Below are 12,950 nucleotides of genomic sequence, written 5' to 3'. Positions count from 1 at the left end.
CCCGCCGGGAACCGGCCCGGACTCCCGACGAGGACCGGACCCCGCTCAGGAGAGGAAGGAGCTTCCGTGACACCCGCCGACTCCAGCACCGAGGACACCCTCGACCTGAAGCTGCCGCCCGAGGTCCTGGCCCTCTTCGCCGCGACGGCGTTCGACGCCGCCGAACCGGACACCGAGGACCCGGCGGGCGCCGCGAGGCCAGGACTCCTCGGCGCGGCCGCCTCCTGGCCGGCCGTCGAGACCCCCGCAGGCTCCTTCCGGCTGGTGCCGGTCCGCGTCGACCGCGACCTGCCCCTGCTCACCCGCTGGATGAACGACCCGGCCGTCGCCGAATTCTGGGAGCTGGCCGGCGACGAGCGCGTCACCGAGCGGCACCTGCGCGGCCAGACCGAGGGTGACGGACGCAGCGTGCCCTGCCTCGGCGTGCTGGACGGCACGCCGATGAGCTACTGGGAGATCTACCGCGCCGATCTGGACCCGGTTGCCCGTTTCTATCCGGCCCGGCCGCACGACATCGGCGTCCACCTGCTCATCGGCGGCGTCGCCGACCGGGCACGCGGCCTCGGCGGCACGCTGCTGCGCGCCGTGTGCGACATCGTCCTCGACCACCGCCCCGGCTGCCCACGAGTGATCGCGGAACCCGACCTGCGCAACACCCCCTCCGTCGCCGCCTTCCTCACCGCGGGCTTCCGCCTGTCCGCGGAACTCGAACTGCCCGGCAAGCGGGCGGCCCTCATGATCCGCGACCGTTCGCTGCGCCACCGGCTCTGAGCCCGGCCGGCAACGCCTGCGCCCCGACACCGCGTCCTTCGGGCGCTGCCTCGACGGCGGTTCCCCGAACCCTCCTCACCCCTGCCTTCCAGGTCACCAGGTCCCCACCGCAGGAGCCCCACTGTGCTCACCCCCTCCGTGTCCGACTCCGCCGCCTGGCAGCACGCGGCCAGGCGCCTGCTGGCCAAGATGCTCGCCGAGTTCGCGTACGAGGAGGTGATCGTCCCCGAACCGGAGCCCGCCGAGGGCCCGACCGCGTACCGGCTACGGCTCAGCCCGGACGTGACCTACCGCTTCCGCGCCCGGCGCGGCGCGTACGGCAGTTGGTACGTGGACGCGGACAGCGTCACGCCGACCGGTGACCCGCTGCACTTCCTGCTGCACGGCCACGAGAGCGTGCTCGGCCTGAGCGGCGACACCACAGGGCACCTGATCCAGGAACTCCTCGCGACGCTCCGCGCCGACGTGCGGCTCGACAGCACCGCGCTGACGGCGGCCGAACTCGCCGACCTGGACTACGCCGACCTCGAAGGCCACCAGACCGGCCACCCCTGGCTGGTCGCCAACAAGGGACGTATCGGCTTCTCCGCCGCCGACGCCGCCCGCTGGGCACCCGAGGCGCGCAAGCCGGAGCGCCTGCCCTGGATCGCCGTACACCGCGACCTCGCCCAATACCGCGGTATCCCCACGCTCGCCACCCCCGATCTCCTCTACGCCGAAGAACTCACCCCCGGCACCCTCGACACCTTCCGGCACACCATCGCCGACCGGAACCGCGACCCCGCCGACTACCTGCTGCTGCCCGTCCACCCCTGGCAGTGGGACCAGGTGATCGCGCCGCTCTTCGCCCCCGCGATCAGCGACGGATCCATCCTCCACCTCACCACTGACAACGACCTGCGGCTGCCCCAGCAGTCGATCCGCACCTTCCTCAACACCAGCCGCCCGCACCGGCGCACCGTCAAGCTCCCGCTGTCCGTCCTCAACACCCTGGTCTGGCGCGGCCTGCCGACCGAACGCACGCTGGCCGCCCCGGCCGTCACCGCCTGGGTGCGGGGCCTGCGGGACGCCGACCCCTTCCTGCGGGACGAGACGCGGGTGATCCTGCTCGGCGAGGTCGCCTCCGTCACCGTCGAACACCCGCAGTACGACCGGCTGCCCACCGTCCCGTACCAGTACCGCGAACTGCTCGGCTGCATCTGGCGCGAGCCGCTGGCCGCCCACCTGGAACCGGGAGAACACGCCCGTACCCTCGCCGCGCTGCTGCACACCGACCCGAACGGGCGATCTTTCACCGCCGAACTCGTCGACCGGTCCGGTCTCGCGCCCCGCGTATGGCTGCGCCACCTCTTCGCGGCGCTGCTACCGCCCCTCCTGCGCTTTCTCTACCAATACGGCACGGTTTTCTCCCCGCACGGCGAGAACACCATCGTGGTCTACGACGAGCACGACATCCCGGTACGCCTCGCGGTGAAGGACTTCGTCGACGACATCAACGTTTCCGCGGACCCACTGCCGGAACACGACGGCATGCCGGACGACGTACGCCAGGTGCTGCTCACCGAACGGCCCGAATTCCTCACCCAGTTCATCCACGCGGGCCTCTTCATCGGGGTCCTGCGCTATCTCGCGCCCCTGTGCGAGGCACAACTGGACGTGCCCGAAGCCGAATTCTGGACCCTGGTGCGGGACGAGATCATCCGCCACCAGGAGCGCTTTCCCGAACTCAAGGAACGTTTCGCCGCCTTCGACCTCCTTACGCCCCGCATTGACCGGCTCTGCCTCAACCGCAATCGGCTGCACCTCGACGGCTACCGCGACCGGTCGCAGCGCCCGCACGCCGCCGTGCACGGCACGGTCGCCAACCCCCTCCACCTTCCCCGTCCCTGAGGCGCGCCGCGGCCGAGCCGATACGATCCGAGCACGGGGACCCGGTACGGAATCCCGTACGGAACGCGTACGGGAATCACCGCGGAAAGGTGGGGGCGGCCATGCAGGAGGCAACTGGCGCCGAACCCTGCCCGGAGTGCGGTACGGCCACGCGGCCCGGACAACTGCTCTGCCAGGGCTGCTTCGTGCCCTTCTCGCTGATGGCCGCGGCCCGCGCCGCGCAGACCCCGCCGCAGGGAGCCGCCCCCGAGGCATCCCCGGAACCGACCGCGCTGCTGCCGAGCGCCCACGGCGCCGACTCCGAACACACCCGAGTGATCAACGTGATCCCCGGAGCGCTGCCCCGACCCCTGGAGACGCGCAGGGACGCACCGCCGCGGGCGCTGCGACTGCGGTTCCCCAGCGGCGAGATCGTCGCGGTGGAGCCGGCCAACTCGATCCGGCTCGGCCGCGACCCGAAGCACTGCCCCGCCGTGCCCTTCCTCGCCGCGCACGACAATCTGTCCCGTATCCACGCCATGGTCGGCGTCGAGCCCGACGGCTCCGCCTGGATCTCCGACGAGAGCTCCACGAACGGCACCTTCGTCCACGGCTACCGGCTCGCGCCCGGCGAGCGGGCACCCGTACGCCCCGGCGACACCCTCCGGCTCGCCGCCGACGTCACCGTCCGCGTACTGCTCTGACCTCCGCGTAGGCGGCGATGCAACGGGCCAGCGGGTGCTCGGGGCCCAGCGCCTGCGCGGCGTCGGCCGAGAGCTCCTCGAAGCGGCGGACGACGGCGGTCGTGCCGTTCAGACCCTCCAGGGCCCGCGCCCGGCCGAAAAGCGCCGCAAATGGTGCGGCCTCGTTTTCCGCACCCTGGCGCGCGATGTGCTGGAGCGCCTGCCAGTAGCGCTCGTCCGCGTCGGTGAACCGGTCCGCGGCGAGCAGCCCCTCGGCGTCCTCCAGCAGCGCCCACAGCACATGGCCGGCGCTCCGGGCCAGCACCGTGGGACTGCGCCGTACGGGAGCGGGCCGCATCAGCGCGCGCAGCCGCTCGGCCACCTCCCCGGCGTCGGCGGGCCGGTCGTCCGGCTTCTTGGCGAGCATCCGGTGCACCAGGCGCGCGAGTCCGGCGGGCACCTCGGGGCGCCGCCGCTCGATGGGCTCCGGCGCCTCGTGGACGTGCATGTACGCGTATCCCACGGACGTCCCGGCCGAGAAGGGCGGCCCCTCGGCGAGCATCGCGTACAGCACACAGCCGAGCGAATAGAGGTCGGACCGCGCGGTCACCTCGGCGCCGCGCGCCTGCTCGGGCGAGAAGTACGGCGGCGAGCCCATGACCGCCCGCGGATCGGTGTACCGCGTGGCGCTGTCGTCGCGGTGCGCCACCAGGCCGAAGTCGCAGATCTTGACGACGCCGTCCGGGAGAAGCATCAGATTCTCCGGCTTGATGTCCCGGTGGACGAGCCCGCGCTCATGCGCGTGCCGCAGCCCGGCGCTGATCTGCGCGCCATAGGCGATGACATCGGCCACCGGCAGTCCGCCGCGGTCCAGCAGCACTTGGCGGAAGTCCGCGCCGCGCAGCAACTCCATGACGATGAACGGCCTGCCCCGGTGCTCGCCCGCGTCATGGACGGTGGCCACATTGGGATGGCTCAGCGCGGCGGCGGCCATCGCCTCCCTGCGGAACCGACCCTGGCGCTCGTCACGCTCGCCGTCGCCCCAATCGGCGCGCAGCGTCAGCACCTTCACCGCGACACGCCGCCCCAGACTCCGGTCGAGAGCCGCGTAGACCTGCCCGTACCCGCCGCCGCCCAGCGACTCCTCCAGGAGGTACCGGTCGCTGAGGACCGTACCGATCCCGATCTCCCCCGACACGTCGTCCTCGTCCCCGCTCGTTCGCCGTCGCGGCCCGGTTCACCCGGGCTCCTGCCCCGGCGGCCACGGTACGGCCATCATGGTGGGACCCGCCGCGTCCGCGCTCACCCGCGGTCCGACGGTACCTTCCGCCGGGTCCTCCTCGAAGACGAACTGACGGCCGCTGGGCAGCAGTTCCAGCCGTTCGTGCAGGACGACGGAATCCCCCTGGCGCAGATGCCACAGCGCGCCGTGCGGCAGCGGCACCAACTCGTCACCAGTGGGGCGGCGGCGCCGCACCCAGGTGCCGTTCGCACTGCGCTCGTCCACCACGCTCAGCCCTGTGCCGTCGTAACTGACCATCACATGGGTACGGCTCACCGACTCGACCTCGGTGTCGTCGATCCAGGCGCCGAGGACGACACCGCCGTCGGCGGGCGCCCGGCCGACCGCGAGCGGCTCGCCCGCCGTCACCATGAAGCGGCCCCGCACCGTCCCGTCCATGACCACCTTCACCTGCGCGCGGGACGGACGGGGACCCGCGTCCGCCAGGGGCAGCCCGTGCGTCGGGCAGAGAACCTGGGATTTCCGGCGGCGGGGGAGCGCGGTGCTCGGCCGGTCGGCGGCGCCGAACAGCGGGCAGTCGGCCTCGGGACAACGCCAGTCACGGCTGAGGACCGCCCGGTGCGCCGACCGGTCCCAGCGCCGGTACACGCCCGCCTCCAGGAGCAGCCCTTCCTCCTCCTTGCGGGAGACCTGCCACTCGGGAGGCACCGGCATGATCCGCGGCCGTACGCCGATCACGCCGTCCGGCTGGAGGAAGGGCCGCAGGAAACGGTCCCGGTTGCCGGGAATCCACGGATAGGCGCGGTGGAAGTCCAGGAAATTGTCCGCGCTGACCACCCGCAGCTCCAGCGCGTCGGCCAGCTCCAGGATGCGGTCGTCCGCCCTCGGCAGGACCTCCAGCAGCCCTTCGAGATACCAGCGGTCCAGGCGCTGCCGCTCCTCGGGCGTCAGACGGCCGTCGGTCAGCAGGGAACGGTCGGTGATCGCGTACACCTGGACGGCGGGATCGCGGGTGAATTCCGCCAGTGCGTCCAGCAGACCCGACAACCGGGCCAGATCCGCCGCCCGTTCCCCGCCGAGCGCCGGTTCACGCACCACATTCGCGACGTCGATCACATATTCCGCGGCGGAGGCATCCAGAGTCAGGCGGCGCTCGAACGGCATGTGTCCAGAAGCTATCACCGCCCGACTTGAACGGTCCGCCGAACGATCCGCGGCACCTGGCGCGGACGGCGATGTCAGTGCGGCCCTCTAGGCTTGCCTCCCTATGACTGCCACGCCCCCACCCGCGCTCACCGACCTGCTGCACGCCGCCGTCACCGCCGTCGGAGGTGTCGAGCGGGCCGGTCAGGTCACCATGGCCCAAGCCGTCGAGGCCGCCGTGGACGACCAGTCCCATCTGCTCGTCCAGGCCGGTACCGGCACCGGAAAATCGCTCGGCTATCTGGTGCCCGCGCTCGCCCACGGCGAGCGCGTGGTGGTGGCCACCGCCACCCTCGCGCTCCAGCGCCAGCTCGTCGAGCGCGACCTGCCGCGCACCGTCGACGCCCTGAAGCCGCTGCTGCGCCGTGAGCCGCAGTACGCGATGCTCAAGGGCCGATCCAACTACCTGTGCCTGCACCGCCTGCACGAGGGCGTGCCGCAGGACGAGGAGGACGGTCTCTTCGACCCCTTCGAGGCCGCCGCGCCGACCAGCAAGCTCGGCCAGGACCTGCTGCGGCTGCGCGACTGGGCCGACGAGACCGAGACCGGCGACCGGGACGGCCTCACCCCCGGCGTCTCCGACCGCGCCTGGAGCCAGGTGTCGGTCACCTCGCGCGAGTGTCTGGGCGCCACCAAGTGCGCCTACGGTGCCGAGTGCTTCGCCGAGGCCGCCCGTGAGCGCGCCAAACTGGTCGACGTGGTGGTCACCAACCACGCGCTGCTGGCGATCGACGCCATCGAGGGCGCCCCGGTGCTGCCGGGCCACGAGGTCCTGATCATCGACGAGGCGCACGAACTGGTCTCCCGCGTCACCGGGGTCGCCACCGGCGAGCTGTCCCCGGGCGCCGTCAACCGCGCGGTCAAGCGGGCGTCCCGGCTGGTCAATGAGAAGGCCGCGGACGCCCTGCTCACCGCCGCCGAGGGCTTCGAGCGCGTGATGGAGTTGGCCCTGCCGGGACGCCTGGAGGAGATCCCCGAGGATCTGGGGTACGTCCTCGCGGCGCTACGCGACGCCTGCCGCCAGGTCATCACCGCCATCGGCGACACCCGCGACAAGTCCGTGCAGGACGAGGACGCGGTCCGCAAGCAGGCACTCGCCGCGGTGGAGCACATCCACGGGGTCAGCGAGCGGCTGGTGCTCGGCTCCGAATTCGACGTGGTGTGGTGCGAGCGGCACGACCGGTACGGGGCCTCGCTGCGGGTCGCCCCCCTGAGCGTGTCCGGGCTGCTGCGCGAGAAGCTCTTCACCGAGCGCTCGGTGGTGCTCACCTCCGCCACCCTCAAGCTGGGCGGCGACTTCAACGGGGTGGCCGCCTCGCTCGGCCTGGCCCCCGAGGGCACCGAGGGCGAGGACGTCCCGCAGTGGAAGGGCATCGACGTCGGCTCGCCCTTCGACTACCGCAAGCAGGGCATCCTCTACGTCGCCAGGCACCTCAACCAGCCGGGCAGGGACAGCAACCGCGAGGACATGCTCGACGAACTCGCCGAGCTGATCGAGGCGGCCGGCGGCCGTACCCTCGGGCTGTTCTCGTCCATGCGCGGCGCCCAGGCCGCCGCGGAGGCCATGCGGGGCCGCCTGGACCACCCGGTGCTGCTCCAGGGCGAGGAGACGCTCGGTGAGCTGATCCGTACGTTCTCGCAGGACGCCAAGACGTGTCTGTTCGGGACGCTCTCGCTGTGGCAGGGCGTCGATGTGCCGGGTGTGAACTGCCAGTTGGTGGTGATGGACCGGATCCCGTTCCCGCGGCCCGACGACCCGCTCATGAGCGCCCGGCAGAAGTCGGTCGAGGAGCACGGCGGCAACGGCTTCATGGCCGTGGCCGCCACCCACGCGGCCCTGCTGATGGCACAGGGCGCGGGACGGCTGATCCGGGCGATGGGCGACCGCGGCGTGGTCGCCGTACTCGATCCACGGCTGGCCAACGCCCGCTACGGCAGCTTCCTGCGGTCCTCGATGCCCGACCTCTGGTACACCACCGACCGCAATCAGGTCCGGCGTTCTCTGGCGGCGATCGACGCGGCGGCGACGGCGGCGGTCGTCGGCTGACAGGACGGGGACAGGGCAGGGAAAGGGCGGGGACAGGGCCGACCGGAGCGGGGCTTCAGGCGAGCGGCTGACAGGGGAGTCGTACGGCTCAGTCGACAGGATGACGGCCGCTCAGCGGGCATGGCGGGGCCCCGGAACCGGCGCAGAGGTCCCGGGGCCCGTTCGTTGGGGTCGGTCAGACCCGGCGGAGTACCGCCACCACTTTGCCGAGGATCGTCGCCTCGTCGCCGGGGATGGGCTGGTACGCCGCATTGTGCGGAAGCAGCCACACATGGCCGTTGTCCCGCTTGAAGCGCTTCACCGTGGCTTCGCCGTCCAGCATCGCGGCGACGATGTCCCCGTTCTCCGCGACGGGCTGACGGCGTACCGTCACCCAGTCGCCGTCACAGATCGCCGCCTCGATCATCGAGTCGCCGACCACCTTGAGCACGAACAGCTCGCCGTCGCCGACCAGTTGGCGGGGGAGCGGGAAGACGTCCTCGACCGACTCCTCGGCGAGGATCGGGCCGCCCGCCGCGATCCGGCCGACGAGCGGCACATACGAGGCGGAGGGCTTGCCCGCCGTGTCGGTGGGCTGCGGGTGGCCGCCGTCGGAGCCGCGGACCTCGTACGCGCGGGGACGGTGCGGGTCGCGGCGCAGGAAGCCCTTGCGCTCCAGGGCCATGAGCTGGTGGGCCACCGAGGACGTGCTGGACAGGCCGACGGCCTGGCCGATCTCGCGCATGGACGGCGGATATCCGCGACGCTGCACGGAGTCCCTGATGACCTCGATGACGCGGCGCTGCCGCTCGGTGAGCCCGGAGCTGTCGGCACGAATACCGGGGGGCCGCCCGGGGAGCGATCGTGCGGGCTTCGGGCTGTTGTCTTCGCCTGTCACGTCCAACGGGCCGATCCGATCCTGGGAGCGGTCATGGGCGGTCAATGTGGCGCTGTCTGCGGTGGTGGTCACGGCGGCCCCTTTTCGATGTTCTCCCACCGCATGGACTGCGGCCGGCCCGCTTCGCAGTCGCGGGCAGTTAGTACAACGGTAGTGGGTTTCGAAAGGTTGCGCCAAACACACGTTCGAGTGAATCTGCGTAAATCCGCTGACGTGATCAAGATATCGGGTGTATTGGTCGAATGGAAGTTCGATTATCCACGGCCTGCCGAGCGTCCCGGGGGCTCCGTGCGGCTCAGTCTGCCACCCGTGCCCCGGCGGCGGGCCGTCACGACACTTCCCCTAGGCTCACCTCCGGCCGCACGCGCGACACGCGGAGCGGCGGTGTTTGCCCGCCGCCCCCAGATCTAGTGGTTGTATATGCACCAGCCACCACCCGTAGTGGTTTCGCGGGGGGCCGGCGGCCCCAAACTCCGCGGGATCGCCTATGCTTGGGACTGCTTCGAGGGGCCGGCAAGGCTCCCCGAAGGCCATTTTGTCGTGCGCTCACCGCGGGTGAGGAAGGGAGCCGGGAACCATGCACTGCCCCTTCTGCAAGCACCCCGACAGCCGCGTCGTCGACAGCCGCACCACCGATGACGGCACCTCGATCCGCCGCCGTCGGCAGTGCCCGGACTGCGGTCGCCGTTTCACCACGGTCGAGACCGCGTCACTGATGGTCATCAAGCGCAGCGGAGTGACCGAGCCTTTCAGCCGCAGCAAGGTCATCGCGGGCGTGCGCAAGGCATGCCAGGGCCGCCCCGTCACCGAGGACGCCCTCGCCCAGCTCGGGCAGCGCGTCGAGGAGGCGGTCAGGGCCACCGGCAGCGCCGAGCTGTCGACCCACGACGTGGGACTGGCCATACTCGGTCCGCTTCAGGACCTCGACCTGGTCGCGTTTCTGCGCTTCGCCTCGGTCTACCGGGCGTTCGACTCGCTCGAGGACTTCGAGACGGCCATCACGGAGCTGCGCGAGCAGCTGCCACCCACCACTCCCGGCGGGCTCGACGAGGACCTCGGAGTCCCCGCGCCCGCAGTCGCCGCCGACTGAGCGGAACGGCGGGGACCCACAGATTTGCCGGAGCGCCAGGTGCGCCGAGGCGGCAGACATCACCGTGTTGCGGGAAGATCCGCGCACACTAGGGCGTTTTCGCCCGTATAGGGAGGCGGAATGACAGAGACGACGAGCGGCCCGGCACGCGGTTCCCGTACCAAGGGATCCAAGGCGAGCAAGGGTCTGCGCATCGAGCGCATCCACACCACCCCCGGCGTGCATCCGTACGACGAAGTGGTCTGGGAGCACCGTGACGTCGTCATGACCAACTGGCGCGACGGCTCGATCAACTTCGAGCAGCGTGGCGTCGAGTTCCCCGACTCCTGGTCGGTGAACGCGGTCAACATCGTCACCAGCAAGTACTTCCGCGGCGCGGTGGGCAGCCCCAAGCGCGAGAAGAGCCTGAAGCAGCTCATCGACCGAGTGGTGCTCACCTACCGCAAGGCGGGCGAGGACCACGGATACTTCGCCTCCCCCGCGGACGCCGAGATCTTCGAGCACGAGCTGACCTACGCGCTGCTGCACCAGGTGTTCAGCTTCAACTCCCCGGTGTGGTTCAACGTCGGCACCGCTCAGCCCCAGCAGGTCTCCGCCTGCTTCATCCTGTCCGTCGACGACTCCATGGAGTCGATCCTCGACTGGTACAAGGAAGAGGGCATGATCTTCAAGGGCGGCTCCGGCGCCGGCCTGAACCTCTCCCGGATCCGCTCCTCCAAGGAACTGCTCTCCTCCGGCGGCAACGCCTCGGGACCGGTCTCCTTCATGCGCGGCGCGGACGCCTCCGCGGGCACCATCAAGTCGGGCGGCGCCACCCGCCGCGCGGCCAAGATGGTCGTCCTGGACGTCGATCACCCCGATGTCGAGGCGTTCATCGAGACCAAGGTCAAGGAAGAAGAGAAGATCCGCGCCCTGCGCGACGCGGGCTTCGACATGGACCTGGGCGGCGACGACATCACGTCGGTGCAGTACCAGAACGCCAACAACTCCGTCCGTGTCAACGACGAGTTCATGAAGGCGTACGAGTCCGGCTCGAAGTTCGGGCTGCGCGCCCGGATGACCGGTGAGGTCATCGAGGAGGTCGACGCCAAGGCGCTCTTCCGCAAGCTCGCCGAGGCCGCGTGGGCCTGCGCCGACCCGGGCATCCAGTACGACGACACGATCAACCGCTGGCACACCTCGCCCGAGACGGGCCGGATCACCGCCTCGAACCCGTGCAGCGAGTACATGCACCTCGACAACTCGAGCTGCAACCTCGCCTCGCTCAACCTCATGAAGTTCCTGCGCGACGACGGCAAGGGCAATCAGTCCTTCGACGCCGAGAGCTTCGCCAAGGTCGTCGAGCTGGTCATCACCGCGATGGACATCTCCATCTGCTTCGCCGACTTCCCGACCCAGAAGATCGGCGAGACCACCCGAGCCTTCCGCCAGCTCGGCATCGGCTACGCCAACCTCGGCGCACTGCTGATGGCGACCGGCCACGCGTACGACTCCGACGGCGGTCGCGGCCTCGCCGGTGCCATCACTTCGCTGATGACCGGCACTTCCTACAAGCGCTCCGCCGAACTGGCCTCGGTCGTCGGCGCGTACGAGGGCTACGCCCGCAACGCGGACGCCCACAAGCGCGTCATGAAGCAGCACTCCGACGCCAATGGCGCCGCCACCCGCGTGGACGACCTGGACACCCCCGTCTGGGCCGCGGCCACCGAGGCCTGGCAGGACGTCGTCCGGCTGGGCGAGAAGAACGGTTTCCGTAACGCGCAGGCGTCGGTGCTCGCGCCGACCGGCACCATCGGCCTGATGATGGACTGCGACACCACGGGCGTCGAGCCGGACCTGGCCCTGGTCAAGTTCAAGAAGCTCGTCGGCGGCGGCTCGATGCAGATCGTCAACAACACGGTGCCCGCGGCCCTCAAGCGGCTCGGATACCAGGCCGAGCAGGTCGAGGCGATCGTCGCCCACATCGCCGAGCAGGGCAATGTGATCGACGCCCCGGGTCTGAAGCCCGAGCACTACTCGGTCTTCGACTGCGCGATGGGTGAGCGCGCGATCTCCGCCATGGGTCACGTACGGATGATGGCCGCCGCCCAGCCGTTCCTGTCGGGCGCGATCTCCAAGACGGTCAACCTGCCGGAGACGGCGACCGTCGAAGAGGTCGAGGAGGTCTACTTCGAGGGCTGGAAGCTCGGCCTGAAGGCGCTCGCGATCTACCGCGACAACTGCAAGGTCGGCCAGCCCCTCTCGGCCAAGAAGAAGGACGAGAAGCCGGCCGAGGCCGCCGCCGAGGCGCCCGCCGCAGTCGAGAAGGTCGTCGAGTACCGTCCGGTCCGCAAGCGCCTGCCCAAGGGCCGTCCCGGCATCACCACGTCCTTCACGGTCGGCGGCGCCGAGGGCTACATGACGGCGAACTCCTACCCGGACGACGGCCTCGGCGAGGTCTTCCTCAAGATGTCCAAGCAGGGCTCCACCCTCGCGGGCATGATGGACGCCTTCTCCATCGCCGTCTCGGTGGGCATGCAGTACGGCGTCCCGCTGGAGACCTACGTCTCGAAGTTCACCAACATGCGCTTCGAGCCCGCCGGTCTCACCGACGACCCGGACGTACGGATGGCGCAGTCGATCGTCGACTACATCTTCCGCCGCCTGGCGCTGGACTTCCTGCCCTTCGAGACCCGCTCCGCGCTGGGCATCCACTCCGCGCCCGAGCGGCAGCGCCACCTGGACACCGGCTCCTACGAGGCCGCCGAGGAAGAGGTCGACGTCGAGGGCCTGGCGCAGTCCGCGCCGCGCGAGGTCCGCGAGGCAGAACCCCGTAAGCCGCTGGCCGTGGCCAAGCCCGAAGCGGGCGCGGCGGCGGTACCGGCACCCAAGGAAGCGCACAACTCCACGGAACTGCTGGAGATCCAGCTCGGCCTCAACGCCGACGCGCCGCTGTGCTTCTCCTGCGGCACCAAGATGCGCCGCGCGGGGAGCTGCTACCTGTGCGAGGGCTGCGGATCGACGAGCGGTTGTAGCTGACATCCGGGCGCGGCCCGTTTGTTGAACTGACTGGTCAGGGCGGTGGGGGGGGGGGGGGGGGGGGGCGCCGCCCCCGGCGCGCCCCCGCCGCCCCCCCCCCCCCCCCCCAACCCAACACACCACAAACACCGGGCACAAAACATATTTGA

9 protein-coding genes are annotated in these 12,950 nt (G+C 70.6%); 6 read left to right on the top strand and 3 right to left on the bottom strand.

The genetic code is table 11. The features are described from left to right. Positions 1–66: 66 nt before the first annotated feature. The 3 genes from ACFZAM_RS35290 to ACFZAM_RS35280 all read left to right on the top strand — a co-directional run bounded on the left by ACFZAM_RS35290 (position 67) and on the right by ACFZAM_RS35280 (position 3,344). The gene (locus tag ACFZAM_RS35290) at positions 67–771 is read left to right on the top strand and encodes a GNAT family N-acetyltransferase (RefSeq protein ID WP_355338209.1); all 705 of its coding nucleotides are present in this window, start codon (positions 67–69) and stop codon (positions 769–771) included. A 123-nt stretch (positions 772–894) separates the two neighbouring features. Further along, on the top strand, positions 895–2,661 hold the full coding sequence (locus ACFZAM_RS35285) for an IucA/IucC family protein (RefSeq protein WP_391052223.1): 1,767 nt from the start codon (positions 895–897) through the stop codon (positions 2,659–2,661). Between the two features lie 101 nt (positions 2,662–2,762). Continuing rightward, entirely contained in the window at positions 2,763–3,344 is a 582-nt protein-coding gene (locus ACFZAM_RS35280; RefSeq protein WP_391052220.1) for an FHA domain-containing protein, read from the top strand. On the opposite strand, the gene ACFZAM_RS35275 is transcribed toward ACFZAM_RS35280, so the two are convergent. Both ACFZAM_RS35275 and ACFZAM_RS35270 read right to left on the bottom strand, forming a co-directional pair. Beyond that, positions 3,322–4,521: a serine/threonine-protein kinase gene (locus ACFZAM_RS35275; RefSeq protein ID WP_355338218.1), complete on the bottom strand. Its 1,200-nt coding sequence runs from the start codon at positions 4,519–4,521 to the stop codon at positions 3,322–3,324. The two genes, ACFZAM_RS35280 and ACFZAM_RS35275, sit on opposite strands and share 23 nt — an antisense overlap. 39 nt (positions 4,522–4,560) lie before the next feature. Next, entirely contained in the window at positions 4,561–5,730 is a 1,170-nt protein-coding gene (locus ACFZAM_RS35270; protein ID WP_355338221.1) for an FHA domain-containing protein, read from the bottom strand. Between the two features lie 103 nt (positions 5,731–5,833). Here ACFZAM_RS35270 and ACFZAM_RS35265 point away from each other — a divergent pair, with 103 nt between their 5' ends. Then, complete coding sequence (locus ACFZAM_RS35265; protein ID WP_391052215.1) at positions 5,834–7,816, top strand: helicase C-terminal domain-containing protein; 1,983 nt, start codon at positions 5,834–5,836, stop codon at positions 7,814–7,816. 175 nt (positions 7,817–7,991) lie between these two features. Here ACFZAM_RS35265 and lexA read toward each other — a convergent pair whose 3' ends face one another. Further along, positions 7,992–8,765: a transcriptional repressor LexA gene (gene lexA / locus ACFZAM_RS35260; RefSeq protein WP_355338227.1), complete on the bottom strand. Its 774-nt coding sequence runs from the start codon at positions 8,763–8,765 to the stop codon at positions 7,992–7,994. Positions 8,766–9,270: 505 nt separating this feature from the next. On the opposite strand from lexA, the gene nrdR reads away from it, so the two are divergent. Together nrdR and ACFZAM_RS35250 are read left to right on the top strand one after the other, a co-directional pair. Further along, positions 9,271–9,783: a transcriptional regulator NrdR gene (gene nrdR, locus ACFZAM_RS35255; protein ID WP_391052211.1), complete on the top strand. Its 513-nt coding sequence runs from the start codon at positions 9,271–9,273 to the stop codon at positions 9,781–9,783. A gap of 120 nt (positions 9,784–9,903) precedes the next feature. Continuing rightward, positions 9,904–12,801: a vitamin B12-dependent ribonucleotide reductase gene (locus ACFZAM_RS35250; protein WP_355338233.1), complete on the top strand. Its 2,898-nt coding sequence runs from the start codon at positions 9,904–9,906 to the stop codon at positions 12,799–12,801. Positions 12,802–12,950 lie beyond the last annotated feature (149 nt).

The organism is Streptomyces sp. NPDC008079 (assembly GCF_042957385.1).
Classification (GTDB): domain Bacteria; phylum Actinomycetota; class Actinomycetes; order Streptomycetales; family Streptomycetaceae; genus Actinacidiphila.
Note: the sequence above shows the minus strand (reverse complement) of the source record. Positions and strands in the feature narration are given on the sequence as shown.

What these genes read in the sequence shown, in the direction of transcription:
- ACFZAM_RS35280 (WP_391052220.1), top strand. Translation starts at nt 2,763, where the DNA reads ATGCAGGAGGCAACTGGCGCCGAACCCTGCCCGGAGTGCGGTACGGCC.
- ACFZAM_RS35270 (WP_355338221.1), bottom strand. Translation starts at nt 5,730, where the DNA reads ATGCCGTTCGAGCGCCGCCTGACTCTGGATGCCTCCGCCGCGGAATAT.
- ACFZAM_RS35265 (WP_391052215.1), top strand. Translation starts at nt 5,834, where the DNA reads ATGACTGCCACGCCCCCACCCGCGCTCACCGACCTGCTGCACGCCGCC.
- nrdR (WP_391052211.1), top strand. Translation starts at nt 9,271, where the DNA reads ATGCACTGCCCCTTCTGCAAGCACCCCGACAGCCGCGTCGTCGACAGC.
- ACFZAM_RS35250 (WP_355338233.1), top strand. Translation starts at nt 9,904, where the DNA reads ATGACAGAGACGACGAGCGGCCCGGCACGCGGTTCCCGTACCAAGGGA.